Annotated in this window: 29 protein-coding genes and 2 pseudogenes; 21 read left to right on the forward strand and 10 right to left on the reverse strand. The window is 61.2% G+C overall.

Annotation, left to right across the window (positions count from 1 at the left end; genetic code table 11):
* Positions 1 to 78 precede the first annotated feature (78 nt).
* The 4 genes from K3F49_RS00800 to K3F49_RS00815 all read right to left on the reverse strand — a co-directional run bounded on the left by K3F49_RS00800 (position 79) and on the right by K3F49_RS00815 (position 2,284).
* A complete protein-coding gene (locus K3F49_RS00800; RefSeq protein WP_234678891.1) occupies positions 79 to 489 on the reverse strand; it encodes a curlin in 411 nt (136 codons plus the stop codon).
* Between the two features lie 44 nt (positions 490 to 533).
* Positions 534 to 926 carry a curlin gene (locus K3F49_RS00805; RefSeq protein WP_234678892.1) on the reverse strand — a complete coding sequence of 131 codons (393 nt, stop codon included), beginning with the start codon at positions 924 to 926 and terminating at the stop codon, positions 534 to 536.
* 141 nt (positions 927 to 1,067) lie between these two features.
* The gene (locus K3F49_RS00810; RefSeq protein WP_234678893.1) at positions 1,068 to 1,460 is read right to left on the reverse strand and encodes a curlin subunit CsgB; all 393 of its coding nucleotides are present in this window, start codon (positions 1,458 to 1,460) and stop codon (positions 1,068 to 1,070) included.
* A gap of 167 nt (positions 1,461 to 1,627) precedes the next feature.
* On the reverse strand, positions 1,628 to 2,284 hold the full coding sequence (locus K3F49_RS00815; RefSeq protein WP_234678894.1) for a response regulator transcription factor: 657 nt from the start codon (positions 2,282 to 2,284) through the stop codon (positions 1,628 to 1,630).
* A 608-nt stretch (positions 2,285 to 2,892) separates the two neighbouring features.
* Between K3F49_RS00815 and K3F49_RS00820 the strand changes: the two genes are divergently transcribed.
* The 5 genes from K3F49_RS00820 to K3F49_RS00840 all read left to right on the forward strand — a co-directional run bounded on the left by K3F49_RS00820 (position 2,893) and on the right by K3F49_RS00840 (position 9,441).
* Complete coding sequence (locus K3F49_RS00820; RefSeq protein ID WP_346657286.1) at positions 2,893 to 4,323, forward strand: efflux RND transporter periplasmic adaptor subunit; 1,431 nt, start codon at positions 2,893 to 2,895, stop codon at positions 4,321 to 4,323.
* Positions 4,320 to 5,045 carry an ABC transporter ATP-binding protein gene (locus K3F49_RS00825; RefSeq protein ID WP_234678896.1) on the forward strand — a complete coding sequence of 242 codons (726 nt, stop codon included), beginning with the start codon at positions 4,320 to 4,322 and terminating at the stop codon, positions 5,043 to 5,045. The genes K3F49_RS00820 and K3F49_RS00825 overlap by 4 nt, the downstream gene beginning before the upstream one ends.
* On the forward strand, positions 5,042 to 6,265 hold the full coding sequence (locus K3F49_RS00830; protein ID WP_234678897.1) for an ABC transporter permease: 1,224 nt from the start codon (positions 5,042 to 5,044) through the stop codon (positions 6,263 to 6,265). The genes K3F49_RS00825 and K3F49_RS00830 overlap by 4 nt, the downstream gene beginning before the upstream one ends.
* 53 nt (positions 6,266 to 6,318) lie before the next feature.
* Positions 6,319 to 6,636 (forward strand): response regulator transcription factor, encoded by a 318-nt coding sequence (locus K3F49_RS00835; protein WP_234678898.1) that lies wholly within the window; start codon positions 6,319 to 6,321, stop codon positions 6,634 to 6,636.
* A gap of 948 nt (positions 6,637 to 7,584) precedes the next feature.
* Positions 7,585 to 9,441, forward strand: a complete 1,857-nt coding sequence (locus K3F49_RS00840) for an alkaline phosphatase family protein (protein WP_234678899.1) — start codon at positions 7,585 to 7,587, stop codon at positions 9,439 to 9,441.
* Between the two features lie 40 nt (positions 9,442 to 9,481).
* Here the strand turns inward: K3F49_RS00840 and K3F49_RS00845 are convergent, their stop codons facing one another.
* A complete protein-coding gene (locus K3F49_RS00845) occupies positions 9,482 to 10,060 on the reverse strand; it encodes a hypothetical protein (RefSeq protein ID WP_234678900.1) in 579 nt (192 codons plus the stop codon).
* Positions 10,061 to 10,452: 392 nt separating this feature from the next.
* On the opposite strand from K3F49_RS00845, the gene K3F49_RS00850 reads away from it, so the two are divergent.
* The 3 genes and pseudogenes from K3F49_RS00850 (at position 10,453) to K3F49_RS00860 (ending at position 11,718) form a co-directional block, all read left to right on the forward strand.
* Positions 10,453 to 11,112 carry a peroxiredoxin gene (locus K3F49_RS00850; protein ID WP_234678901.1) on the forward strand — a complete coding sequence of 220 codons (660 nt, stop codon included), beginning with the start codon at positions 10,453 to 10,455 and terminating at the stop codon, positions 11,110 to 11,112.
* 91 nt (positions 11,113 to 11,203) lie between these two features.
* Positions 11,204 to 11,350 (forward strand): annotated as a pseudogene (locus K3F49_RS00855) (FAD-binding domain-containing protein); the annotation flags it as partial.
* A gap of 68 nt (positions 11,351 to 11,418) precedes the next feature.
* Positions 11,419 to 11,718: a histone gene (locus K3F49_RS00860; RefSeq protein WP_234678902.1), complete on the forward strand. Its 300-nt coding sequence runs from the start codon at positions 11,419 to 11,421 to the stop codon at positions 11,716 to 11,718.
* Positions 11,719 to 11,784: 66 nt separating this feature from the next.
* Here K3F49_RS00860 and K3F49_RS00865 read toward each other — a convergent pair whose 3' ends face one another.
* From K3F49_RS00865 to K3F49_RS00875, 3 genes are all read right to left on the reverse strand, one after another.
* On the reverse strand, positions 11,785 to 12,522 hold the full coding sequence (locus K3F49_RS00865) for a hypothetical protein (protein ID WP_234678903.1): 738 nt from the start codon (positions 12,520 to 12,522) through the stop codon (positions 11,785 to 11,787).
* Positions 12,523 to 12,611: 89 nt separating this feature from the next.
* On the reverse strand, positions 12,612 to 13,490 hold the full coding sequence (locus tag K3F49_RS00870; RefSeq protein ID WP_234678904.1) for a DMT family transporter: 879 nt from the start codon (positions 13,488 to 13,490) through the stop codon (positions 12,612 to 12,614).
* 89 nt (positions 13,491 to 13,579) lie between these two features.
* Positions 13,580 to 14,026 carry a hypothetical protein gene (locus tag K3F49_RS00875; protein ID WP_200474139.1) on the reverse strand — a complete coding sequence of 149 codons (447 nt, stop codon included), beginning with the start codon at positions 14,024 to 14,026 and terminating at the stop codon, positions 13,580 to 13,582.
* A gap of 303 nt (positions 14,027 to 14,329) precedes the next feature.
* On the opposite strand from K3F49_RS00875, the gene K3F49_RS00880 reads away from it, so the two are divergent.
* The gene (locus tag K3F49_RS00880) at positions 14,330 to 14,593 is read left to right on the forward strand and encodes a hypothetical protein (protein WP_234678905.1); all 264 of its coding nucleotides are present in this window, start codon (positions 14,330 to 14,332) and stop codon (positions 14,591 to 14,593) included.
* 42 nt (positions 14,594 to 14,635) lie between these two features.
* On the opposite strand, the pseudogene K3F49_RS39605 reads toward K3F49_RS00880, so the two are convergent.
* A pseudogene (locus K3F49_RS39605) lies at positions 14,636 to 14,707 on the reverse strand (host attachment protein); the annotation flags it as partial.
* A 341-nt stretch (positions 14,708 to 15,048) separates the two neighbouring features.
* Between K3F49_RS39605 and K3F49_RS00885 the strand changes: the two are divergent.
* Complete coding sequence (locus tag K3F49_RS00885) at positions 15,049 to 15,330, forward strand: hypothetical protein (RefSeq protein WP_234678906.1); 282 nt, start codon at positions 15,049 to 15,051, stop codon at positions 15,328 to 15,330.
* Between the two features lie 68 nt (positions 15,331 to 15,398).
* On the opposite strand, the gene K3F49_RS00890 is transcribed toward K3F49_RS00885, so the two are convergent.
* Positions 15,399 to 15,755: a hypothetical protein gene (locus tag K3F49_RS00890; protein ID WP_234680606.1), complete on the reverse strand. Its 357-nt coding sequence runs from the start codon at positions 15,753 to 15,755 to the stop codon at positions 15,399 to 15,401.
* A 33-nt stretch (positions 15,756 to 15,788) separates the two neighbouring features.
* On the opposite strand from K3F49_RS00890, the gene K3F49_RS00895 reads away from it, so the two are divergent.
* From K3F49_RS00895 to K3F49_RS00945, 11 genes are all read left to right on the forward strand, one after another.
* The gene (locus tag K3F49_RS00895) at positions 15,789 to 16,847 is read left to right on the forward strand and encodes an AraC family transcriptional regulator (protein WP_234678907.1); all 1,059 of its coding nucleotides are present in this window, start codon (positions 15,789 to 15,791) and stop codon (positions 16,845 to 16,847) included.
* A gap of 167 nt (positions 16,848 to 17,014) precedes the next feature.
* On the forward strand, positions 17,015 to 18,307 hold the full coding sequence (locus K3F49_RS00900) for a tyrosine-type recombinase/integrase (RefSeq protein ID WP_234678908.1): 1,293 nt from the start codon (positions 17,015 to 17,017) through the stop codon (positions 18,305 to 18,307).
* A 177-nt stretch (positions 18,308 to 18,484) separates the two neighbouring features.
* Positions 18,485 to 18,712 carry a hypothetical protein gene (locus K3F49_RS00905; protein ID WP_234678909.1) on the forward strand — a complete coding sequence of 76 codons (228 nt, stop codon included), beginning with the start codon at positions 18,485 to 18,487 and terminating at the stop codon, positions 18,710 to 18,712.
* A 97-nt stretch (positions 18,713 to 18,809) separates the two neighbouring features.
* Entirely contained in the window at positions 18,810 to 19,427 is a 618-nt protein-coding gene (locus K3F49_RS00910; protein ID WP_234678910.1) for a hypothetical protein, read from the forward strand.
* 19 nt (positions 19,428 to 19,446) lie between these two features.
* Entirely contained in the window at positions 19,447 to 19,608 is a 162-nt protein-coding gene (locus K3F49_RS00915) for a hypothetical protein (RefSeq protein ID WP_234678911.1), read from the forward strand.
* Position 19,609: 1 nt separating this feature from the next.
* On the forward strand, positions 19,610 to 19,951 hold the full coding sequence (locus K3F49_RS00920) for a hypothetical protein (RefSeq protein ID WP_234678912.1): 342 nt from the start codon (positions 19,610 to 19,612) through the stop codon (positions 19,949 to 19,951).
* 548 nt (positions 19,952 to 20,499) lie between these two features.
* A complete protein-coding gene (locus K3F49_RS00925; protein ID WP_234678913.1) occupies positions 20,500 to 21,111 on the forward strand; it encodes a hypothetical protein in 612 nt (203 codons plus the stop codon).
* 126 nt (positions 21,112 to 21,237) lie between these two features.
* Complete coding sequence (locus K3F49_RS00930; protein WP_234678914.1) at positions 21,238 to 21,945, forward strand: hypothetical protein; 708 nt, start codon at positions 21,238 to 21,240, stop codon at positions 21,943 to 21,945.
* Positions 21,946 to 22,491: 546 nt separating this feature from the next.
* Entirely contained in the window at positions 22,492 to 22,662 is a 171-nt protein-coding gene (locus tag K3F49_RS00935) for a hypothetical protein (protein ID WP_234678915.1), read from the forward strand.
* 124 nt (positions 22,663 to 22,786) lie between these two features.
* Positions 22,787 to 22,966 (forward strand): helix-turn-helix transcriptional regulator, encoded by a 180-nt coding sequence (locus K3F49_RS00940; RefSeq protein ID WP_234678916.1) that lies wholly within the window; start codon positions 22,787 to 22,789, stop codon positions 22,964 to 22,966.
* Positions 22,967 to 22,990: 24 nt separating this feature from the next.
* Entirely contained in the window at positions 22,991 to 23,191 is a 201-nt protein-coding gene (locus K3F49_RS00945; protein ID WP_234678917.1) for a cold-shock protein, read from the forward strand.
* Positions 23,192 to 23,325 lie beyond the last annotated feature (134 nt).

The raw sequence follows: 23,325 nt of genomic DNA on the forward strand, positions 1-23,325 counted from the left end.
ACGCAATGCTGATGGCGACGAGCAACGCCGCCAATGCCAGGAGCCCTTGACCGTATCTCATCGCCTTGCCCCATCAGCTCACGGACTGGTCTGGATCACCGTCGACGAGTTGACCGCGCCGAATTGCGCGATCGCCCCCGTATTCATGGCACCGAGCTGCGACACGAGGCTCGTCGCCGACTGACCGGCCTGGCCGACAAAGGCAAAATTGTTCATGCCCGCCTGGCCGACCGAAGCCGATGTCGTCCCGCCGAATTGCAGAATGCCGGTGGCGTTGTTGCTGCCGTTCTGGGTGACGGTCGCGCTGGTCGTGCCGCCAATCTGGAATACGCCGACCATGTTGAGCGAGCTGCTCTGGTTCACGACGACGGGCGGCCCGTTGACCGAAACGATCGTTTTGATGTCAGCGCCCTGCGCCCGCGCGGGTCCGTTCGCGGTGAAACAGGAGACGAGAACCGCCGTCGCGACGACCAGAAGATGCCTGTTCATCATATGCCTCCACAATATCTGCCGAGTCACCACACGATCCCAGGTCACGGAGCCTGCTGCAGAATCGTGGAGCCGTTCAAAATGCCAAGCTGGGATACCCCGGCGGCGTTGTTCAAACCGATTTGGCCAATCAAGCTCGTGTTGGCGCCACCGATTTGGCCAACCGCAGCGATATTGGTCGCGGTGGCCGTCGTGCCGCCCTGTCCAATCGTCACTGAATTGACCGAAGACAATGAACCGAGTTGCACGCTCGATGCCTGGTTGAAGGCCCCGAATTGCAGCGTCGTCGCGGTATTGTTCACCGGGCCGGTCTGCGTTGTGGACGAGATATTTGTCGCACCAAACTGCAACACGCTGACCGAGTTGGCGGCTTGGGCATCGACAGCGATCAGCGCGCTCAGCGTGACGACCGTCGTGATGAGAAATTTCGTGCGCATGTCATATCCTCTGAAAAATATCAGCCGTCGACCCACGGCCCCGTTCAGGCAATCTGATCGCGGTCATTTCGAGCATGGCGTGTCGAGTATCGCCCGGACGCGCCGCTCGATGGACGCGCCCGGGCCGACACCGAGGCTGGCTTAGTGCTGCGTGATGGTGCTGAGGTTGAGTCCGCCGCCCAACTGCCCAACGGCGGCGGCGTTGTTCGGCGGGAGGCCGAAGAGCGTGGACTGGCTGATCCCGCTGGTGTTGTTGCCGGTGGCAACCTGCCCGGTGGTGGCCGAGTTGCCAAAGACGCCAATCTGGGTCACCGAGCTGGCATTGTTGAGCGACGGAGAGGTCGTGCCCTGCATCGTGCTTGCGCTGTTCAGGAAGCCGAGCTGGGACGTGGTCGAGGAGTCATTCACGTGGCCCTGCTGGTCCACGGTGGAGCCGTTTACGAGGCCAACTTGCACTGTGGTCGCGGTGTTGGCAGCCTGGGCCGCGGAGGACAGAGCGAACACGGCAACGGAAGCGAGGAGCAATTTGCGCATGGAGTATCCCTTTCGGTTCAAGTTGTCTAACCAGTTTTACGAATGCCGTCTTGGGGGAGGTCGACATCGTAGGCTGACTCTGAACCGATCGTGCTCGGTGCGACAGACTGCAGTTCATGCTAATCGGTAAGGACTAGACCTCGTGCGGCAAGTCGCCGCTCGAAATGCTAATTGTGCGATTGTCCCGCAGCAGTGCGCGCCGCCACGTCGCGCTCCATGTTGTCGACCAGCCGCACCACTTCGATCGGCGAACGCAATTCCATCTTGCGCATCATCCTGGCGCGATGAACTTTCGCCGTCACCTCGCTCACGCCAAGCCTTGCTGCGATCTGCTTGGCGACGAGCCCCTCGGCCATCAACAGCATGATCTCGCGCTCTCGGGTCGTCAGCGTCTCGACGCGCTGCCTTGCATCGCGTACGGCGTTTTCGCGCTCAATTCGCTTGCGGTCGCGCTCGATGCCGTGCCTGATCGCGTCGAGGATCTCCTGCTCGCGAAAGGGTTTCGGCAGAAACTCGACTGCACCGCGCTTCATGGCCTCGACCGAGACGCGGACGTCGGAATGGCCGCTGATGAAGACGATCGGAATGGGTACGCCCGTCTCGGCCAATCGGCGCTGCAGCTCGAGGCCGGTGGGCGACGTGCCGGGGAAGCGGACGTCGAGCACGAGACACGAGGGACCGCCGGAAAGACGCTCTCCGAGAAACTCGTCTGTCGAGGCGAACAATCTTACCTGGTGTCCGGTCTCCTCGCAGAGACTTCCAATCGCGCTTCGTATCTGGATTTCGTCGTCAACAATATAAACTGTGGCTTGATTTGTATTCATTGCAACAGACTCCCGGACTCGACGCTCGATGATCCAGCAACGAGCCGTCCATTGTTCTTGCAAGCGATAACAAGGCGCTTGAATGCATGTGCGATGACGTGGCGAATCTCGTCGGTCCGCAGCTCTGACGTCTTAGGGCCAACAGCCCGTCGTGACGAGTGAAGGCGTTCACATATCTGGCTTCGTGATTGAAAGGACCGGTTAGCGCTACAGGCGGCGTCACGGCGAGATACCATGTCAAGGATGTGACAGTCCGGCGCTGCAGCCGTGATATCGCCCACTGCGTCATGGCGTCGCCATCCATGCGCCGACGTGAACGCCAACGGCCCGCAAAACAGACGGGACGTTCAGTCAGCTGTCGAGTCTCGATACCGCGCGCATCTTTTGAATACGCCCGGTATGCATTCCGCGCAATCACGAAAGGTCGCACCCCGCGGACTTTACTTCTGGATCATGGAGCGCGCCCGTCCGTCGCACTAAGAACAGCGACATACTGCCAAGCCACCGATATTGAATCTGACGAAATACAACCATTGCGCGAATACAACCATTACACGATTTGAGCTTCGTCCGCCAACGCAATCATTTTTAAGAAGGCGGGTTTTGATATGCGATTTGTGCCAATTGTTGCCTTGTTCGGAACTGCATGCGGGCTCGCCGCAATCTACGGCGCGGCACCAAACGTCGTTGCGGGCGCAGCGGCGAACGCTGCGGACGGAGTGAGCCGCGCCTATCAATCGACGAGGCAGTTCCTCAAGCCCGGCGAGCGCGAGCCCCCGACCTTCGGATCGGACGCCCCATTGTTCCGCTACGCCGCGATCCAGCGCGGCAGTATCGAGCAGACCGTCACCGTCACGGGCGCCCTGCAGCCCGTCAAGACGATCGAGGTCGGCTCGCAACTGTCGGGGCAGCTCGCCCGCGTCTATGTCGACTTCAACGACACCGTCAGCAAGGACCAGCCGCTTGCGCTGATCGATCCCCGCAGCTTCGCGGCCAAGGTCGACGAGGCCAAGGCGGCGCTGGCGGTCGCGGACTCCCTGGTCGACATCGAGCGGGCCAAGCTCGATCGCGCCCGGATCGATCTGCAAAACGCCAGGGGCAGCCGGGACGTGCTCGTCGCCAAGCTCGACAGCGCCCAGGCGGTCAAGGCGTCGGCGCAGAAGACCCTGCAGCGCAAGCTGGCGCTTCAGTCGCAAAACGTCGTGGCAACGTCCACCGTCGACGATGCGCAGACGGAGTTCACCGCGCGCGTGGCCCAGGAGCGCGAGGCCGAGGTGATGATGTCCCTCAACGCCTATTCGGTCGACGGCGCGCAGGCCGACGTCCGCCGGATCGAGGCCGAGCTTGACCAGGCCAGGATGGCCGTGCCGGAGAAAGCGGCCGTCCTTGCGGCGGCGCAAGCCGACCTCGACCGCACCGTGATCCGCTCGCCAATCGACGGCGTCGTGGTCGGCCGGTTCGTCAATGAAGGCCAAACGCTCGCGGTCGGCCTCGAATCCCGCACGACCTTCGTGGTCGCCCATCGCCTGGAGGACATGGAGATCCACGCGCAGGTCGACGAGGCCGATATCGGGCGCATCGCGCCCGGTCAGCGCGCTCACTTCACAGTCGATGCCTATCCCGACCGCCGTTTCGAAGCAGCGGTGCGACAGGTGCGCAAGGCGCCGCAGAACCAGCAGCACGTGGTCACTTACACGGTCGTCCTGTCGACCTCCAATCTCGACGGAGCGCTGCTCCCGGGAATGACTGCCCTGGTCAAGATCGTGATCGAGCAGCAGGACAACGTGTTGAAAGTGCCGCTGGCCGCGCTGCGGTTCCAGCCTTCGGGCGCGCGGGCGGACACAGCCCCCGGACGCAGCGGCGTTTGGCTCCGCACCGCCAGCGGCGCGCTTCAGCGCGTCCCCGTGACCGTCGGCGCGGCGGGTACGGAACAGGTTGCGCTCAAGAGTGGAGAGCTCGTCGAGGGCAGCCAGGTTGCCGTCGGACAGGCGATCCGGCCTGCCGGCATGGAATTTCTCGGCATCAGGTTCGGATCATGACAGCCCCCCTACCCCTTATCAGCCTCCGATCCGTTGGTAGAACGTATCGCACCGACGGAATCGCGGTCGCGGCCGTGCGCAATGTCAGCTTCGACATCGATCAGGGCGAGATCCTCGCCGTGATGGGGCCGTCAGGTTCCGGCAAGTCCACGCTGATGAACATGATCGGATTGCTCGACCTCCCGAGCGAGGGGGCGATCTATCTCGAGGGGGCCAACGTCGCCGACCTCTCGGAAGACCGCAGATCGACCTTGCGCGCGCGTAGCATCGGTTTCGTGTTCCAGTCCTACAATCTGTTGGCGCGCCACAACGCGATCGAGAACGTCGCCCTGCCGCTGGTCTATTGCGGCGTGGGCAACAAGGAACGCCTTAGCCGCGCCGAACAGAGCCTGGAGGCCGTCGGCATGCTGCACCGGGCGCATCACTTTCCGCGGCAATTGTCGGGCGGCGAACAGCAGCGCGTCGCCATCGCGCGCGCGCTGATCGCATCTCCGCTGATCATCCTAGCAGACGAACCGACCGGCGCGCTCGACAGCCGCACCGGCGCCGAGATCCTGGCGCTGTTCGCCGCGCTCAACCAGACCGGCCAGACCATCGTGATGATCACGCACGATCCGAGCATCGCCACCCGGTGCCGGCGCACCATCCGCCTGCATGACGGCGAACTCGTCAGCGACGAGACGCAAATTCCGTTGATACCGAAACGGAGCGTTGCGTCATGACGATGCTTCAGGGCTTTCAGATCGCTCTGCACGCCTTGCGCCTCAACCCGCTGCGCAGCTTCCTGACCATGCTCGGCATCGTGATCGGCGTCGCCTCGATCGTGACGGTCTTCGCGATCGGCTCCGGCGCGCAGTTGCGGCTCCAGGAGCAGATCCGTTCGATCGGCGCCAACGTGCTGATGATCATGCCCGGCGCGGTCTACCAGGGCGGCGTGCGTCTCAAGGACGGCAGCAAGCTGACGATGACCGAAAGCGACGTGCAGGCCATCCTCGAGCAGATCCCGGAGATCCAGGCGGCGGCCGGCTCGATCGCCGGAACGGCGCAGGTCATCCATGAGGGCAAGAACTGGAACACGACGATCAACGGCACGACGACCGGGCACTTCATGGTGCGTGACTGGCAGCTGGCGTCCGGTCGCTATTTCTCCAGCGCCGAGGAAGCCGCCGCGGGAAAAGTCGTGATCCTCGGAAGCACGGTTGCCAGAGAACTGTTCGCCCCCGGAGACGATCCCATCGGCGCGCAGATCAGGATCATGAAGGTCCCGCTCGAAGTGGTCGGCGTGCTCGATCGCAAGGACCCCGCGCAGGATGACGTCGCCTTCGTCCCCCTCACCACGGCCAAGCTCCGCTTCCTCGGCAGCGCCAGCAACATCAACCGGGATTCGGTCGCCTACATCATTGCCAAGGTGGCCGCCGACGGTCAGATGGCCGGTGCGCGATCCGAAATCGAAAGCCTGCTGCGGCAGCGGCATCACGTCCCGGCCGGTCAGGAGGACGACTTCAAGGTCCAGGATCCGGCCGCCGCCATGGAAGCGCAGCAGGGAGCGATCCGCACCGTGGCGCTCCTGCTCGTCGCCATCGCCTCGGTCTCACTGCTCGTCGGCGGCATCAGCATCATGAACGTCATGATCGTGTCGGTGACCGAGCGCACCCGCGAAATCGGGATCCGCCGCGCGCTCGGCGGGCGGATGCGGGACATCCGCCTCCAGTTTCTCTGCGAAGCGCTCGTGCTCTGCCTGCTCGGCGGCGCCGTCGGCGTGCTCGGCGGCGTCACGCTGTCGATGACGGTCGCGCGCATGGCCGGCTGGATCACCTCCATCGACGGCGAAGCGATTGCCCTGGCCCTCGCCTTTTCAATCGCGACCGGCCTCATCTTCGGTTTCTATCCTGCACACAAGGCGTCCAAGCTCAGTCCAATCGAGGCGCTCAAGACGGAATGAGATCATGCCGGATTGGCCACGACATCAAACCAGAGGCCAGGGAGGAGCAAGTCATGAGCTTGGATTCGAAGGATTTGATTACGCCGACGCCGCGCGAGCGCGAGCTGATGATGCTCATCGCACGCGGACTGCAGAACAAGAACATCGCCTACGAGCTCAAGATCTCGGAGAACACGGTGCGGGCGCATATCGGCAACATCATGCGCAAATACCGCCTCCATAACCGGACCCAGATCGCGATCGTCTATGCGCTCAAGGCAGCCCCGCTTTCGCCGCGGCGCGATCCGATCGGGAGCAGAGCCAACCCGGCAGAGGTCAAGCCGGTACAGGCGCTCGCACAAAATCCTCAAGTGACGACCGTGCCGGAATGACCGTCCCGGCCACAATCCCTTGTGCCACCCGTCGGGCGAAGCACCAAAGCCCGGGTCAAGAATATTGCGACAAAATATTTCTCTTTATTCGAATTCGGAATTTTGTTAGAAGCTACTCACTCCGGCCCAGGAAAGAGGGGCGTATCGCGATCGTCACGAACGCGGGCCGGGCGGCGGTGGACGCGGGTCACATCGGCGCGAAGGGTTTTGCAGGGCGGGCAACCGTGAGCAAAAGCGTCGCGCGCACGACCGGTGTGATCTGGGTACGGCGAAATCGTGTGGTCCTGGCGCCCGGAGTCTGTGCGCCAAGCCTCGTGGTGATGCGTGTGGCCCAACCGGGCCTCCGTATCAGTCATCCGCGAGACGACGGGGGCAATAGTGCATCGCTCCCCGGGGAGAGCACGACATAAGCCGTTCCAACCATCCGCGCAGGGAAGGCCGGGATGCCTCCGGCTGCCCTGTTACCCGCTGTGCAGTGTAGCGCAATCTACTCATGGCATAGCGGTCAATGGGAGCCAGCCGGCTCCCGGCCTTCCCTGCGCCCTCTTTCAATGGAGGGCGAGGCGACGAAGCAAAGCTCGGGCGAACAAGCCGCGAGGATGCGAAGGTGTGTCTGCGAGAATGTGTGCTTGCGGACAGCGATCCCGTGCCCCGGACGCAGCGCAGCGCCTCTTCGGCGGTGCGCTGCAGAGCCGGGGCCCATTTGGCGGCGAGTGCGCGGCCTGCTGAGTCCCGGCTCTGCGCAGCAGCGTTGCACGCTGCAGCGCGTCCGGGACACGAGAGCCCCCTTCCCCACCCAGCAATGACGAATCCGTGGATGTCCGGCCACCTCCCGGTCACTTCTGCATGCACGCTCGCTCTTGTAACAAAACCGTCATACAGCAAAACTAAACGATTGCCGGGGGCCGCGGTTCGGCGGCCAAGCCGCCTCACCGCTAGGAGATTTTGATGCGCCGTTCACTGGTGTTGCTGTCAGCCGGACTGACAGTGCTGTCCACCGGATTTGCCTCCGCCCAGAATAACACGCCCCGCAACCTGATCCTGTTCATCCCCGACGGGCTGCGCGCGCTGAAGATCAGCCCCGAGACCGCGCCGGCGATGGCTGAGGTCCGCGACAAGGGCGTCAACTTCAAGAACTCGCATTCGCTGTTCCCGACTTTCACCATGGCCAATGGCTCGGCGATGTCGACCGGCCATTACCTCGGCGACACCGGCGTGTTCTCCAACACGATCTGGACCAACTACACCTCAGGTCCGGCCGGCGACACCGTGGTCCCCTTCATCGAGAACGACGCCGTGATCGGTGACGTCGACGAGCATTTCAAGGGCGACTATCTCAACGAAGAAACCGTGTTGAAGATGGCCCGCGACAAGGGCCTGAGCACCGCCGCGATCGGCAAGGTCGGTCCGACCTATCAGTGGGACCACACCGACCATCCGGAGAAGCCGGGCAAGCACTCGATCGTCATCGACGACGCCACCGGCAGCAAGGCCGGCGTGGCACTGTCGGACGAGATGAAGGATGCGCTGACCAAGGCCGGTCTCGCGCTCACCACGCCCAGCCGCGGCGACAACGGCAAGGCGGGCGACGCCAAGACGCCCGGCACCACCACGGCCAACATCGTACAGCAGGCCTATTTCGCCGACGTCGCCACCAAGGTGGTGCTGCCGATGTTCAAGGCGCGCAACAAGCCATTCGTGCTGGTGTTCTGGTCGCGCGATCCCGACGGCACCCAGCATAACCAGGGCGACAGCCTCAACCAGATCCTGCCGGGCATCAACGGCCCGAGCACGATGGCGAGCATCAAGAACGTCGACAACAACCTCGCCCAGCTCCGCAGGGCGCTGGACGAGCTCGGCCTTGCCGCCAGCACCAACATCATGATCCAGGCCGACCACGGCTTCTCGACCATCTCCAAGGAGAGCAAGACCAGCCCCTCGGCCAAGGTCAGCTATGACGACACGCCGAAGGACTTCTTGCCGATGGGCTTCCTCGCCCTCGATCTGGCTAAGGCGCTCGACCTGCCGCTGTTCGACCCCAACGACAAGAACGCGGCCGTCACCGGCAACGCCCACCCGAAGGCCGGCAACGGCGTACTCGGCAAGGACCCGACCAAGCCCGACCTCGTCGTCGCCACCAATGGCGGCTCGGACCTGATCTACCTGCCGAACAGGGACAAGAAGCTGGTGGCCAAGACCATCAAGGCCCTGATGGAGCAGGACTACGTCTCCGGCCTGTTCGTCGACGATCGGCTCGGCCGCTTCCCCGGCACCCTGCCGCTGTCGAGCGTCAATCTGCGCGGCAAGGCCGCAACGCCGACGCCCGCGATCGTGGTCAACTTCCGCTCCTATGCCAGCGAATGCGGCGACGCACCGACCAACTGCTCGGTCCAAGTGGCCGACACCGTGCTGCGCCAGGGCCAGGGCATGCACGGCAGCTTCAGCCGCGGCGACACCTACAACTTCATGGCTGCGATCGGACCGGACTTCAAAGCCGGCTTCGTCGACGAGCTGCCGGTCAGCAATGCCGACGTCGGCATGACTGCGGCTCAGCTGCTCGGCCTGCGCGGCGCGGAGAATGGCGGCCTGGTTGGCCGCGTGATGTCGGAGGCACTTCCCAACGGCATCGTGCCGAAGGCGTTCAAGGCCGTGGAGAAGTCGAAGAAGAAGTCCGAGAACGGTCTCGAGACCGTGCTCAACGTCCAGCGCGTCGGCAGCCAGCGTTATTTCGATGCCGCCGGTTTCCCCGGCCGCACGCTGGGCCTCGAGCCGGACGCCGGCAAACAAAAAACGGCGGGGAAATAACCCCGCCGCTTTTACTCGCCCTCATGAAGAGCTGCGAAAATCACATGCCAATGTCGAACACGTTCGGCAGTTGGCCCGCCAGAGGCAGCGCGGTGGCGCCCAGGAAGGTCGCCACCATCGCCATCAGGCGACGGTTGTTGTGGCGCTTGCCGCGCATCTGGCCGGCAATCCACTCCAGCATCTCGCTATTGACCCTGGACGCATAAGACGGCGCCCAGCTCTCGATCTCCTGCGCCAGCGCGACGTTGCGCGGCGGCACCTTCACGCCGGAGGCGCTCGCGGCGTAATGGGCCACGGCCTTGGCAAGCAGATCGTCGAACCGGCCACCATCGGTGCGCTCGGTCGCGGCCTCGTTGATCTCGAACAGCGCCTCGGCTTCGGCGCGGCTCACCGGCTGATCGTTGACCGCGGTGGCGGTCAGGATCCGGGTGCACCAGGCGGTGTCATCGGCATCGAGCGAGCGGGAAAAGTGCACCCGGCCCTTGGTGGTGGGGCCTTCGCCCGTGATCACGCCGTCGCGCACGATGGAGAGCGCATGGGCCGCGGTATCGCAGCAGGACGGTTCGAGGGACGGAGACTCAACGGACATTTGAGCGGACTTGGGCAGTGCGGCGGACATAGTTCACTTCCAGATTTCTTCTGATCGACCAGCATTTTCATGCGGGCGTAAAGGGGTGGTTAATGATTCGATATGGGGATCGCGACTTTTCTCAATGGTTGCCGATTAGTCGCTAAGAGGACCGTTTCGGTTCCGGAGAGCGTCGGGCGAGCGTGATGCGGGTCATAAACGGCTTTATCGCGGCAATCGAGACCGTGAAGGCCCGGCGGGGATGTTTCGCCGCAGGCGACCCCGTAACAGAAAAGTGCTAGGAAATCGGCCCTTCAGAGAAGGAATTCACATTTTACTTCAACCGGTTCAGTTGACGTTCACTTGGGGTCGGTGAGGCCCTATACTGATGATGACGGCCAGACAGTAATTCTCAAGCAAATTCAATGCGATGAGGTAGAACCATGACACTTCCGATTGGCACCACCGCCCCTGATTTCGAAGCCGAGACCACCGAAGGGAAGATCAAGTTCCACGACTGGATCGGCAACAGCTGGGCGCTGCTGTTCTCGCACCCGAAGGACTTCACGCCGGTTTGCACGACCGAGCTCGGCGCTCTCGCCAAATTGAAGCCGGAGTTCGACAAGCGCGGCGTCAAGCTGATGGGCCTCTCGGTCGACCCGGTCGATCGCCACTCGAAGTGGTCGGAGGACATCAGGGAGACCCAGGGCGCCGCCCCGAACTACCCGATGATCGGCGACACCGATTTCAACGTCTCGAAACTCTACGGCATGCTGCCGGCCTCGACCTCGGGCGATCCCCTCACCCGCACGCCGGCGGACAACCAGACCGTCCGCAACGTCTTCATCATCGGGCCGGATAAGAAGATCAAGCTGGTGCTGGTCTATCCGATGACCACCGGCCGGAACTTCCAGGAAATCCTGCGCGTGATCGACTCGCTCCAGCTCACCGCCAAGCATCGCGTCGCGACGCCGGCTGACTGGTCGCAGGGCGATGACGTCATCATCGCGGGCTCGGTTTCCAACGATGAGGCCAAGACGATCTACCCGCAGGGCTGGAAGGAACCGAAGCCCTACATCCGGATCGTGCCGCAGCCCAAGTAAAGGGCCCTATCCGGTCACACGATCCGCCACCAACAGACCCGCGGTCGACGAGACCGCGGTCACCACCGCGCCCCAGCCGATGTCCACGATACTGATCCATCAGCCGTGGCAGGCGACGCCGATCGAGCTTGCGAGTGTTGGTGTCGCGCTCGGCAAGACCTATCCGCAACCGATCCTCGATCATGCCAAAGGACGCGAGCGCGCGCTCGCCGCTTATGCAAAGATCCGCAAAGGTTGAGCGTTGCTTTGACACAATTATGAAACCCGCTATCGTCATCGCTCCATGCAAACCGTGGGGGACACGATATGGACGACGATAAGCCGATCACCGAGCAGGCGATGGAGACGATCACCAGCGCCGTGGAAGCGACCAAGGACGCCGCCGTTACCGCTGTGAAGAAGGTGAAGAAGGCCGCCAAGAAGGTCGCGAAGAAAGTCGCGCCGAAAAAGGCAAAGAAGGCTTCCAAGAAGAAGGCTAAAAAAGCCGCCAAGAAGTCGTCGAAGAAGACGGCCAAGAAGTCCGTGAAGAAGGCCGCCAAGAAAACGGCCAAGAAGACCGCGAAGAAGGCTGCCAAGAAGAAAAAGGCCAAGAAGGCGAAGCGCTGATCGCCGCTTGAGAGCAAGTCTCCGGGTGCGCGCGCGCCCGGAGAGTCCTCGCCAAGTTACCCCACCTCAACGCTTGGACTTGCGGCGGCCCGGATGGTGAACGCCCTTCGGATCGCGAAACTCGCTGCGATGACCGCGCCGGTCTTCGGCGTTGAAGCGCCGCCGCTTCGCGGGTGAGCCGAACGCCTTGATCACCTTCCTCCCGTTGACCTTCTTGATGACGTAGCCACCTTCGGTCATCGAGAACGGCGCCTTCAGCGTTCCCTTGTGGTCGAACTTGGTGCCGCGGGGATGCTTGAATGGCTCGAACCAGGACGGATAGACGAAGTTCGACATCGGTAAGCCGTCGACGTCGAAGGAGTCCTCCTCCACCGCGTCGCAGACCTCATAGGCATATTGGGTGTTCGGATTCTTGTCGGCCCAGAGATTGGCCATGGGGTCGAGCACCATTTCGAACAGCTCGTGCGAAGCCGCCACACTGATCGGCTCCTCGCCCAGTGCCTTGACGAAGATCTTCGAAATCGGCTGGCCGCGATGGGTCAGCTCATGGCGCCCGAGCATGTTCTTGTGCAAGGCATCGTCGAAATAGACCAGTTGCCAGTCGGTGGCCTTCGGCTTGCGCGTGACGTAGAGGTCGACCGGATAGCCCCACACCGGCAGGAAATGCTTGTCGTAACACCTCTGGAGTGCCGCGGTGAGCCGGCTCATGTCGCGGTCCTTGATCGACTCCCTGGCGTAGTTGATGCAAGCAATCCGAACCGGCTTCGGGGACCTGCCGAGCAGTGCACGCTTCGCCTTCTTCATGGAAATCACCGCGTGAAAGGGAAACTGAAATGCGGCAAGCCTAGCACGAACACGGCCCGCACGTCAGGGATGTATTCCGGCAGAGGGGCCTACGCGCCGAAGCGCCGGTTGACCACGAATACCGCGGCCGCGCACATCGCCATGCCGGCGATTGCGAGCGCATCGAGCTTCTCGCCGAACAGCAGATAGGCCATTAGCGCGGTGACCGCGGGCACCAGATAGAACAGGCTCGCAACCGAGGTCGCCGCGGCATGGCGGATCAACCAATACAACAGCCCGATCGACCCGATCGAGAGCGCGACCGCAAGCCAGCCGAGCGCTAGCACGAACTCCCGCGTCCAGTGCACGACACGGTCCTCGAACAGGAACGCGCCGACCGTAAAGAAGATCGTGACGGCCACATACTGGACGAGATTGCCGGCGCGCCAGTCGATGTGATTGCAGTAGCGGCGCTGATAGAGCGTGCCTAGCGTGATGCTGATCAGCGAGACGATCGAGGCGAGCCAGCCGAGCCCGGCCTCGCCGGTCATGGGGCGGTTGTGCAGGATCAGCGCCACGCCGCCGAGACCGAGCAGCAAACCGCCCCATTGCACCGGCGTCACCTTCTCGCCGAGCCAGCGGTTGGCGATAGTCGAGGTCAGGATCGGCTGCAGGCCCGGAATGAGCGCGGAAAGTCCCGCCGGGATTGAATGCGCGATCGCAATCGCAGTGCCGCCGAGATAGAAGCCGTGAACGAGAATGCCGGCGACTGCGCTGTGCGCGATGCCGATGCGGTCAGGCCATTTCGGGCGGGCAATGCCTGCGATGATGGTCATCAGGCCGACCACCACCGCCATGCGGATGGCGAGATAGGTCAAGGGATCGGCGTTGTTGATGACGTATTTGGTGCCGATGAAGCCGGTGCTCCAGAGCAGCACGAACAGCACCGGCGCCGCCCGCGCGGCCAAATGATCTTGATTATGATTCATTGCCGCCCTCATTGCCCGAGCGGGGGCGGTGCGGCAATGCGAATTTCGGATGCTGCGCTGCGAGGAAGACGACGGCTCAGATCAGCCGATCACCATTCTTCCGGACAGGGATCAATGATCTTCCAGAGATCCACCCCGTTCTTGATCTTCTTCATGTCGGTGGTGAGCCCGCCATTGCGGCGGATCCAGTCCTTCACCGTATCGGGATAGTACGACATCAGGTCCGACGTCCCCTCCGAGCTCGTGACCTTGATGCCGAAGGTGAAGGCCTTGTCGTAATAGGCCTGGTGGAAGCCGAGGCTCGCGCGCGGCGTCACGCAGATCTTGTTCATCGGCACGATGCCGAGCACCAGCGTGCAGGCCGAGTTGCAGATGCCGTCGATGATGACGCGCTCGCCCTTGTCGCGGACACGCTTGTACTTGACCTTGTACTCCTCGACGTAGCCGCCATGGTCGCGCGTGATGTGCAGCTCGGCGCGCGCTGGCGTGGCAGCAGCGACGAGGAGCAACAGCAGGCTAAGGAGCGTGATGCGCATGGCAGCGTGACGACGAAAACCTTGCAGGAATGAACCGGCCTCGAAGAGCATCCCAAGGACAACCCCGGGGCCGGCGGGGAATTTTAAAGCGAATTCTCTTTGGCCATACTTGTGTGGGGAATTCGTTAAGCATCCCGAAAAGGCCAAAAATGGGCAGGGTTCGAACGCAGTTCCGGCAATTCTGTCACACCCACCCGGGAATCTGCGGGGTTTGCCCCGATTTCTGGGTCCCGGACGGGTGCCCCGGCGACCCGAAATGGCTATAGATGACAGACATATTCGCGCGGGTTCCGGAGAATCGAGATGAGCAAGTTGAAGCTTGTAGCCGCGGTTGCTGCCCTGTCGGCCGCAATCCTAGCCCCTGGCCTTGCGGAGGCACGGGGACATCACCGGCACCACCGTTATTACGCCAACCCGCTGCCCTACCCGATCAGCTATCTGCACAATTACGGCCCGGGCATCACCTCCGGCACCTTCGCCTTCTATGACGGCCCGTCGACCAATCACTGCTACCAGAGCGCGGCCGCCTATGTCGGCCAAGATGGCCGGCGGCATCCCTGCTACTGAGGGGCGCCGCCGCGGCGTCTTGCGACGCGCGGCCTCACCGATGGCCCCCGACAGCAGCACCTGCTTCTCGATCGCATAGACCGGCAACTTGACGAGGTCCTTGCCGACCTCGCCCGGGAAGCGCCCTGCGCCGCCTGGTGTGAAGGTTTGGAAGCATCTCATCGCCGGGATTTTCCAGGATGAGCGCCTGTCCGTCGCACACGACGACAAGACTACCGAGGAAGCCGCACCGGCGAATTAAGCAAAATCAAGAATATCAGCGAGGTCCCGCGAGACAGTCGAAGCGCGAGCGAAGCATTGGTCGACACACGAGCGCCCAATTATTCTTGCGGAGTCGAGGTCAAGCCTGCGGTGGAGCGGCTGAAGATTTGTTCATCAGCATTACATTTCGGGTCCGCCACAATTTGATCAGAACAACTTCGATATCCTGCATCGCGTAAGCAGAGGAAGACATCATGAATCCAAAGATTGGCCTCGTCGCCGCGTCCCTTTTCGGTGCCCTCATGGCATCGCCGGCGGCGTCCGCCATGCCCATCGGGCCTGCACCCGCGGCGCCGCAGGTCTCGGACGTCGAGCAGGTCCGTATGGTCTGCGACGCCTGGGGACGCTGTTTCTGGCGGCCGAACTATTACGGCTACTACGGCGCGCCGGCGCCCTTTTACGGACCCCGATATTATGGGTATGGGCCGCGCTACTATGGCCCCCGCTACTACGGGCCACGCTATCGTCGCTGGTGATTTTGAAGGGGCCCCTTGAGGGCCCCTTCGCTTTTGCGAAACCATCGATTGTCGATGCACGCTCGCGGCTACACAGAGGCAATTCCAAAACTGATCCAGATCAAAGATGAAATTTGCCGTGCGGCCATTCTGTGCCGATGGCCGATTTGATTGTTTTCCAGTGCCCGCAGACGGGCATGAACGTGCAAACCCATCTCGTGAAGCGGCAGGGACGCGAGGGGCGAAGCTTCGAGCCCTTCGCCTGCCCTGCCTGCACGAGGCTCCATTTCATTGACCTCGCCACCGGTCAGCCCATGAGCCGAGACCGTTGACGGTGACATCAATCTAACAGCCCTTGGTGGCATGATGTCCGCAATATTACGGCGCTGAATCCTGTTTACTGAATCGTCGTGTTTCGCCATTGATGGCCATGTACTGACGTTCATTTTATTTTCACATTGCAGCATCTGGCCGGACGCATGTTCTTCGACGCTCTCGCCCCCTCTTCCGCACTCCAGCTGACCCGGTTTACCGATGTCGACGCGTTTCGACCGGCTGAGTCGCTGGAGGACGCCCGCAGCATTCCGCTCGACGTCGCCAATTTCGCAGCCGCGCGGGCGATCGTGAACCTGCCGGCATGCAGGATCATCGTCGCGAGATCGTTTGCACGCATCCTTGACACTGCCTACCGCGCGCCCGGCGGCATGGTGATCCTGCCGATGAGCGACGATCTGCGCGCCAGCTCGAGCGGAATGGATCTCGACTCACGCTTCTTCATTGCCTTGCGCGGCAACCATGACTGCCACTTCGTCGAGCCCCAGATCAATCATCACGCGCTGATCATGTTCTCGCCCGCGCTCAGGGATCGCGGCTGGTTCGACCGCGCCGACGCATTGTGGGTTCGCATCGCTGACTCCGCCGCTCATCTCTACGCGCGCCAGCTTGTGCAAGACATCCTCAGGACCGCATCGGTCGCACCGCACATGTTCGAGACCACGGAAGCCGCCGCCCATCTCCAGGAGGGCCTGCTGCTCGCCTTCGATGACCTGTTTCGAACGAATCCGTTGTCGGAGCGTAACGCCCCGAATGCAGGCGCGCGATCTGCCAGGCTCGTGCAGCGGATCGACGATTACGTCGCAGCCTATCCGACCGCCCCGATCTATACGGCAGATCTCGCCGGTGAGTTCGGCGTCTCGATCCGGACCCTCGGCGGTGCAGTAGCCAAGGTGCGCGGCATGAGCCTGCATCAGTACATTCGCCTGAAGCGACTATGGGCCACCCGCACGCAGCTCCTCAGGAGCGGTGGCGCGTCAGTCGCCTCGTGCGCGCGCGCGCAGGGCTTTCATCACCTCGGTGAGTTTGCCGCAGCGTACCGCGCGACCTTCCATGAAGCGCCCTCGGACACGCTGGCACGGGCCCGGCAAGGCGGTCTTCCGCGCACTGATCACAACCACACTGCGCAATGCCTGCTCTGGCTCGCGCGTGAGGCTGCGGCGGAACCCGTTCCTTTGACTTGCGGATTGAGCGGTCAGACCTGAAGGCTGAACAACCGACAAAATGGCGCGCTCGGAAGGATTCGAACCTCCGACCCTCGGAATCGAAATCCGATGTCATACGTTGAAACAGCTAGATAATTTTGCCGTATATTGCGCCTTTGCTGCGCCTGCTGTAAACTTCGGCCCGAATTCCTACGACGGGGCGCAGCATGTCGGTTCGAACTCATACGTGGATCACCAAAACCGGCGAAACCCGACAAGCCTATGTAGTCCAATACAGCACTCCAGAACTCGACAGCCGCGGCAAGCGTCGCAGGCACCTAAAGTTCTTCCAGCGCAAAAAGGATGCGGACGCGTTCCATGCACAGGTTCGGGTCGACGTTGCCAAGGGCGTGCATGTCCCCCACTCGAAAAGCATCACGATCGCGGAGGCCGGCCGCAACTGGCTTGATGCGTGCGGAGATCTGGAACGGACAACCCGCGATGGTTACGAGCAGCATTTCCGGGACCACATCAGCCCTTACCTTGGCGGCATAAAGCTGTCTGCCCTCACCATCGCAATCGTCCGCGATTGGCAGGACAAGCTTCGCAAAGGCGCTCCGGCGCCCGGACAGGCCGAAGCCGAGCCACGGTCGACCGATATGGTGAAGCGCGTAACAGGAGACTTGGGCGCCCTGCTCGCCGATGCTCAAGAACGCGGGCAAGTCGGCCAGAACGTCGTCCGTAGCCTTCGGGCCGGCCGCAAGCGTGGCAAGGAGCGCCAGGCGGAGCGCCGTGCGAAGGGAAAGCTTAAAGTCGGTGTGGATATTCCAACCCCGGAAGAAATCGATTCGATCCTCAAAGCTGTTGACGGGCGTTGGCGACCGCTGATGCTCGTAGCAATTCGTTGTGGGTTGCGGGCGTCGGAACTGCGCGGCCTCCGTTGGGAAGACATCGATTTCAAGAAAGCCAAACTTCACGTGCGCCAGCGTGCGGATGCATTCAACGAGATCGGCCGGCCGAAGTCGGAAGCCGGCGAGCGGACAATACCGGTCCCCCCGAAAACACTAGCCACCCTCCGAGAATGGAAATTAACCTGCCCTCGCCGCAACACTGGTCGACGCGACGAGCGCGGCGAACCGATTCGGGAGCTGCTCTACGTTTTTCCCAACGGCTCGGGCAACATCGAGAATCATTCGAACATCGTCAAACGCGGAGTAATCCCGACCATGATTGCGGCTGGCGTGACGGCGCCCGTTGTGGACGAGCAAGGCGCTCCCGCCCACGATGACGACGGAAAGCCGGTGCTGCAGGCGAAGTATTCCGGCACCCACGCGCTCCGTCACTATTTCGCAAGTTGGTGCATCAATCGCCCGCCGGTCGGTTTGGGATTGAATCTCAAGGAGGTGCAGGACCGCATGGGTCATTCCAGCATCACGATGACGGCCGATAGATACGGCCATCTGTTTCCGCGTGCCGACGATTCTGCGGAGTTGGCCGCAGCCGAGGGCAACTTCGGTTAGGTAACGTTCGATTAAGCTTTACCGAGTATTGTCGGGTTTGATTACACCTCTCTACGGAACCAGCAGCGGGATGCTGTAGCGGTTCTTGACGACAGCGAGATGCTGCCGGGAGCACGAAGCCACCATGGCTCGCTTCCGGCTTTTTTATGCCTTGCGAGCCTCCGTCTGGAGCCTCGCGTGAAAACCGAAACCCCAAATTCCATCGCTGCGCCGAACGACTTCGTTTGGGGCGCTGCAGATATCGGCAAGTATCTCGGCCGTTCAAAAGAGACGACTTGGTACATGCTCGACCAAGGCCGCGTGCCTGGCGCGAAAAAGATCGCCGGCCGCTGGGGGATGCACGTCCCCACCTTCCTAGCCAGCTTCCAATCCGCCGCAACGCCGCGCGCAAGCGTCGCCGCGTGACCCTCAACATTCAGGACACCCAATGAACCAACCCTATTTCCGTCACATCGAGCAGGCCGCCGCGGCGATCTCGAACGCAGCGATCCGGAACGCGCTGGTGAGCACGATCGAACTGCATCGCACCTTGGACGACGTGACCAGGGCGTCCGTTGCGGCCGTCCGCGACAACAAGGATCTCAGCCCCGCCGGCAAGACCAAGCAGTCGCGTGACATCATCGGTTCGCGTGCATGGGAGGTGATAAAGATCAAGATGATCGCCCGCCGCCTCGCCGAGTGTATCGAAGAAAAGCGTGCCGCGATGAAGCTGCCGGAGATCGAACCGACCGACTCGGCCGGCGCCGCGCTCCGGAGCCAGGCACGCGCCCGCCTCGCCGGCAAGTCCAATCAGGAATTGCGCGGCCTGATCCAGACCATGTCGCCGCTCTTTCTGACCACCATCCTTGAAGCACCCGAACTGGTCGGCGCAGATGCGCAGACGGTCAACGTGGCGCGCACGCATGCAATCGAACTGGCGCACCCCGGCATGACCGCAGCGCTGGAAGCCGAACGCGACGCAGCCACTCTGCTTGTGAACGTCACCAATGCCATGGCCCAAACCTACGGCGAACTCGGCGAGCTTCCGAACAACATCGCGCTCGACGGTTTCCTCAATGAGCGCGTGCAGGATCAGCGGCATCTTGCCGCCGATGTCGAACGCCTCATCAACCAATCGTAACCCCACAGGAGCCAAGCCCATGGTCAAGACTCTCAACTCCGATTCCGCCGCGCGCCAAGTCAACGAAGCACTTCAGCCTGCCATCGACGTGAAAATCACGCCCTCGCCGGATCCGCGCCAGGCTGCGCCGGCCAAGACGCCGCTTCCGACCGATCTCGCTCGCGCACTTGGGCAGTCGTAGTATGAGCTACGATTACAGCACAGGCCGAGTCCAAGTTGTCCCCTTCACAGGCAGTTTTACCCTCAAGAGCGAAGATATCGGGAAGCTGTTTCGGTGCGATGACACAGCAAACGTCACGGTGACCGTTCCGCCCGACCTTCACTCTGGATTTTCCGCCGGCTTCCTTCAGTACAGCACCGGTACTGTCACGTTGGTTGCGGCGAATAACGCGTCGAACAAGTCCGGCAAAACTGCGCTGTCCTCGCAATATCAGGGCGGCTCTATCCTTGTGACAAAGCGATCGGGCGGAGACTTCGGCGTCATTGTCACGAACGAGTTCGTCGTGGGTGGCGATTTCGCGTGACCGACGAAATTCGTCAGATCGTTTTCGACTTCGAGGCTGACCTGCTCGCGGCACGATCGGGTGTCGGATGAGCACGCCCAAGCAATCGCAACCACGAGAGCGCGAGGACGTGCCAGAAAATAGATTGCTAGATCCTGAGTTTGATGAGGCCGACCAGGCCGAGGTTGAATTCGTGGCCTGGCGCTGGCCAGAGCGTAGCGATGAGTGACGATAACCGAGCGTTGCTGCGCGCTCTGCGCATCGAACGTGAGACGCGACGGCTTTACGCCCGCCGGCTGCGGCGGTTGCTGGGTCATCGCGCTTATGCGGAGTTTTCAGAAATTTGCCGCACCGAAGCATTCGCGAGATGCGACGTGCCAGGTTTGGCAAAAGTGACCACCGAGACTAGGGACGCTTAGTCGACGTGGTCCGGCGGTCGAGCCGGTGGGGACGCCTGCCGGTTCGATCGTTAAGACTTTTAGTGGGGACGCCCACCGAAGGGCTCTTGTCAAATCACCTGCGAATCAGCCAGCTAGAGGAGTTGAGCTGCTTTCTGATTCGGAGGTCCGATGCCGACCGTTTCGTTGAATGCGTTTCTTAAAATCCTGTCGAAGAGCACACCGCAAAAGGCTGTAGCGTACGCTCGATATTTAGAGCCCGGCGGCTACGATTTTTACTGGATGCTGAAAGAGGCTGCCAGAGGACTCACCGTCAAGGGTAATAGCTTAGAGGATTGCGCAAAGCCTATCCAAGCCATCGATAGGCTCGTCGAGAAAAAGCACAATCTCGCCGCGCTACAATCGCTCGACAAGTGGTTGAAGAAGCAAAACGTTCAGAGCTTTTTTGACTGCCCTTCATCGTCCGTTTCAAGTCCGGAGGGATTTCTTACCGTCAAATTGGACCCGGCATTCGGCTGCATCAGGGGAAACCATCGACTAATGGTTCATCTCTGGACGTCGCAGAGTCTCAGTCTTCCGAAAAACGTGGCAGGATGCGGGCTCTATTTGATGAAGCAAAATCTATGCGTTGGCGACTTCGCTGATTGCACGCCAGCGATCTTAGATCTCCGGAAACGCGAGTTATTCATTGCCGACGCTTTGCCGCCGATGATTGCGCCCATGGTGGCGAGCGAACTAGCGTGGGTCGATGGGTTCTTCAAGGCATATCGAAGGGCGGCGTAAGGCTCTCGCCTATGTCGCCGAGGAATGTCTAGATCGCTTGTTCGAACCGACGAACTGTCGTCTCTATTTTTAGTTGCAGGAATGCGCTATACTAACTTTCGTTCATGCGTTGTTTAGGAGCGAATTGTGAAACCGCTCGTCATTATTCTTAGTCTGGCGCTCCTGATTGCACCTACGCATGCTCAACGAAGATCGGTCGCGGAGATTGTGCAAGACATCATTCTGATATGGGGAAACAAGGCGCCCAAGCGCGCTCTGAAGCCCATAGAGCTTGATGAGGCGGAGGCAATTTTCAGAAACGACGCGAAGTTGCTCGAATTTGCCCAACGGGGTCACTTGCTCGACAGCACGAACCCCCTGTTCGGAAAATTCACGGGCGCGTTGGATTCTCAATTTTCACAGGCAGAGGACCCAATAACTGCCGAGGTGCTGAAATTCAAAGGTGCGCCCCTTTCAGATGAAGCAGCAACAAAGATTGTCGCTAACGAACTTGCTAAAACCAAGTTGTCTGACCCTCTAATAAAATTTGACGCTGCCACTGGAAAACTCACGATCGATTCTTCGATAGACCTACGGTGGGCACGGGTTAGTGTGGGCGATATTCACGTATACCGCGTGACTGCGATTGTGGGGATTGCGATAGCAGCTTGCTACGAGTTGGGGCGCGGCGCAGCACAGAACTCTACATGGCCGGATGTAGTGGCACAGTGCGTTCGTAATGCAGTGCTCGAAATGAAAAAGGCAGTGATAGAGTCGATCTTCAAGGATCTCAGCGCCAATCAAGTGCAAGCTATATTGGAGGACTACGCGAGCGACGTTGTTGTTCCAAAATAGCGATTTTGGCAGCCGAGTGACTATCAGCACAATGTTGACAATTTACATAAATCCGAAATTATCTTGACGATAGCGCTGCGTCATGGTTCCATGCTCGCGGGGAATCATGAGGGGGCAGCATCGCCATGCTTGAAACGATCCGCGCGCGCGCCGTCGCGCTTCGTACGCTTGCCGATATGGATAGATACGAGACCGCCGTCGAACGGTTCGCGAGCGGCGGAAGCCGTGTCGATCTGATGTCGACCCTTTTTGGGCTCGGCATCCCAGCGGCACAAATTCGCGTCCTGGCGAGCGACCCGGGCCGACGCATGCCTGCGATCGTTACAGAGTGACACCGCCGCCGTTCTTGTGTACAGGCCGCGTGATCGCTTAGGGTACGAAATGGGCCGGATTCAAAATCTTATTGATTGTTACGACTGCGGACACGCGGTCTCGGGGAATGCCGCTGCGTGCCCGAGTTGCGGGTCACGACAACCTTTTGGTCCTCCGGTCCTCAATCGTAAGCGGACGCCTATCCACAACGTCGAGGCGCGTAACGACCGCAACATGTTCATAATTGCCGGGACGCTCGGCGCGATCGGCGCCGTCTATGGCGTTGCCACCAGTTCAGGGCCATGGACGGCAACGCTGTTCGGGATTGCCTATGGAGCCGCCGGCATTCTGTTCGGTGTGCCTTTGGCTGGCTTTTTGAACTTCACCCGCCGGCTCTGGTCGTAAGCGCGCCAACCCGCGACGTTAAGCGACTTTTTAGGAATCGAGCGCATTCTTGCGCTGTGACGAACCCGCCAAAGGCTTGATTGCCTGCGGCGGGATTTTTTGCGTTCAGGAATAGGAGTGGCACATGCTGACTGTTGATGAATTCTGCCGGCGGTATCGCATCCACCGAGCGACCTTCTATCGACGATGCGCGGAAGGCAAAGGACCACGCGTGGTCAAGATCGGGAAGTGTACTCGGATAAGCGAGGCTGCAGCCGCAGACTGGCTGGCAGCGCGCGAGATCGCTCCTGCAGCTTGCGCGTAACTCCCCTCAAACAAGGAAATGGAAATGGAGATCGGACAAGTCAAGAAATGGAATGCCGAACGTGGCTTCGGCTTCATCGCGACGGATGGACACGACGTGTTCTGCCACGTCAGCGCACTCCCGCACGGAACCGAAGCACTGGAAGTCGGTACGCACGTCGGCTTCGAGATCGAAATCAGCTCGCGCACCGGTAAACCGCAGGCCACCAATGTCCGCCTGACATAAACAAAACGCCCCAGCAACGGCAATTGCTGAGGCGTCGAAGTAACCGTTGAATGTCGCAAGTTCATCGCTACCATACTTCGATCGACATCGCAATATGAAAGTTGCTGGGCTCCGCAAGATCATCAAGGAGTTCC

This window comes from Bradyrhizobium monzae (assembly GCF_021458635.1).
Lineage (GTDB): Bacteria > Pseudomonadota > Alphaproteobacteria > Rhizobiales > Xanthobacteraceae > Bradyrhizobium.

Excerpts from the sequence above, each read along its gene's own strand:
- K3F49_RS00800 (WP_234678891.1), bottom strand. The coding sequence starts at position 489 with ATGAACAGGCATCTTCTGGTCGTCGCGACGGCGGTTCTCGTCTCCTGT.
- K3F49_RS00805 (WP_234678892.1), bottom strand. The coding sequence starts at position 926 with ATGCGCACGAAATTTCTCATCACGACGGTCGTCACGCTGAGCGCGCTG.
- K3F49_RS00810 (WP_234678893.1), bottom strand. The coding sequence starts at position 1,460 with ATGCGCAAATTGCTCCTCGCTTCCGTTGCCGTGTTCGCTCTGTCCTCC.
- K3F49_RS00815 (WP_234678894.1), bottom strand. The coding sequence starts at position 2,284 with ATGAATACAAATCAAGCCACAGTTTATATTGTTGACGACGAAATCCAG.
- K3F49_RS00820 (WP_346657286.1), top strand. The coding sequence starts at position 2,893 with ATGCGATTTGTGCCAATTGTTGCCTTGTTCGGAACTGCATGCGGGCTC.
- K3F49_RS00825 (WP_234678896.1), top strand. The coding sequence starts at position 4,320 with ATGACAGCCCCCCTACCCCTTATCAGCCTCCGATCCGTTGGTAGAACG.
- K3F49_RS00830 (WP_234678897.1), top strand. The coding sequence starts at position 5,042 with ATGACGATGCTTCAGGGCTTTCAGATCGCTCTGCACGCCTTGCGCCTC.
- K3F49_RS00835 (WP_234678898.1), top strand. The coding sequence starts at position 6,319 with ATGAGCTTGGATTCGAAGGATTTGATTACGCCGACGCCGCGCGAGCGC.
- K3F49_RS00840 (WP_234678899.1), top strand. The coding sequence starts at position 7,585 with ATGCGCCGTTCACTGGTGTTGCTGTCAGCCGGACTGACAGTGCTGTCC.
- K3F49_RS00845 (WP_234678900.1), bottom strand. The coding sequence starts at position 10,060 with ATGTCCGCCGCACTGCCCAAGTCCGCTCAAATGTCCGTTGAGTCTCCG.
- K3F49_RS00850 (WP_234678901.1), top strand. The coding sequence starts at position 10,453 with ATGACACTTCCGATTGGCACCACCGCCCCTGATTTCGAAGCCGAGACC.
- K3F49_RS00860 (WP_234678902.1), top strand. The coding sequence starts at position 11,419 with ATGGACGACGATAAGCCGATCACCGAGCAGGCGATGGAGACGATCACC.
- K3F49_RS00865 (WP_234678903.1), bottom strand. The coding sequence starts at position 12,522 with ATGAAGAAGGCGAAGCGTGCACTGCTCGGCAGGTCCCCGAAGCCGGTT.
- K3F49_RS00870 (WP_234678904.1), bottom strand. The coding sequence starts at position 13,490 with ATGAATCATAATCAAGATCATTTGGCCGCGCGGGCGGCGCCGGTGCTG.
- K3F49_RS00875 (WP_200474139.1), bottom strand. The coding sequence starts at position 14,026 with ATGCGCATCACGCTCCTTAGCCTGCTGTTGCTCCTCGTCGCTGCTGCC.
- K3F49_RS00880 (WP_234678905.1), top strand. The coding sequence starts at position 14,330 with ATGAGCAAGTTGAAGCTTGTAGCCGCGGTTGCTGCCCTGTCGGCCGCA.
- K3F49_RS00885 (WP_234678906.1), top strand. The coding sequence starts at position 15,049 with ATGAATCCAAAGATTGGCCTCGTCGCCGCGTCCCTTTTCGGTGCCCTC.
- K3F49_RS00890 (WP_234680606.1), bottom strand. The coding sequence starts at position 15,755 with ATGAACGTCAGTACATGGCCATCAATGGCGAAACACGACGATTCAGTA.
- K3F49_RS00895 (WP_234678907.1), top strand. The coding sequence starts at position 15,789 with ATGTTCTTCGACGCTCTCGCCCCCTCTTCCGCACTCCAGCTGACCCGG.
- K3F49_RS00900 (WP_234678908.1), top strand. The coding sequence starts at position 17,015 with ATGTCGGTTCGAACTCATACGTGGATCACCAAAACCGGCGAAACCCGA.
- K3F49_RS00915 (WP_234678911.1), top strand. The coding sequence starts at position 19,447 with ATGGTCAAGACTCTCAACTCCGATTCCGCCGCGCGCCAAGTCAACGAA.
- K3F49_RS00920 (WP_234678912.1), top strand. The coding sequence starts at position 19,610 with ATGAGCTACGATTACAGCACAGGCCGAGTCCAAGTTGTCCCCTTCACA.
- K3F49_RS00925 (WP_234678913.1), top strand. The coding sequence starts at position 20,500 with ATGCCGACCGTTTCGTTGAATGCGTTTCTTAAAATCCTGTCGAAGAGC.
- K3F49_RS00935 (WP_234678915.1), top strand. The coding sequence starts at position 22,492 with ATGTTCATAATTGCCGGGACGCTCGGCGCGATCGGCGCCGTCTATGGC.
- K3F49_RS00940 (WP_234678916.1), top strand. The coding sequence starts at position 22,787 with ATGCTGACTGTTGATGAATTCTGCCGGCGGTATCGCATCCACCGAGCG.
- K3F49_RS00945 (WP_234678917.1), top strand. The coding sequence starts at position 22,991 with ATGGAGATCGGACAAGTCAAGAAATGGAATGCCGAACGTGGCTTCGGC.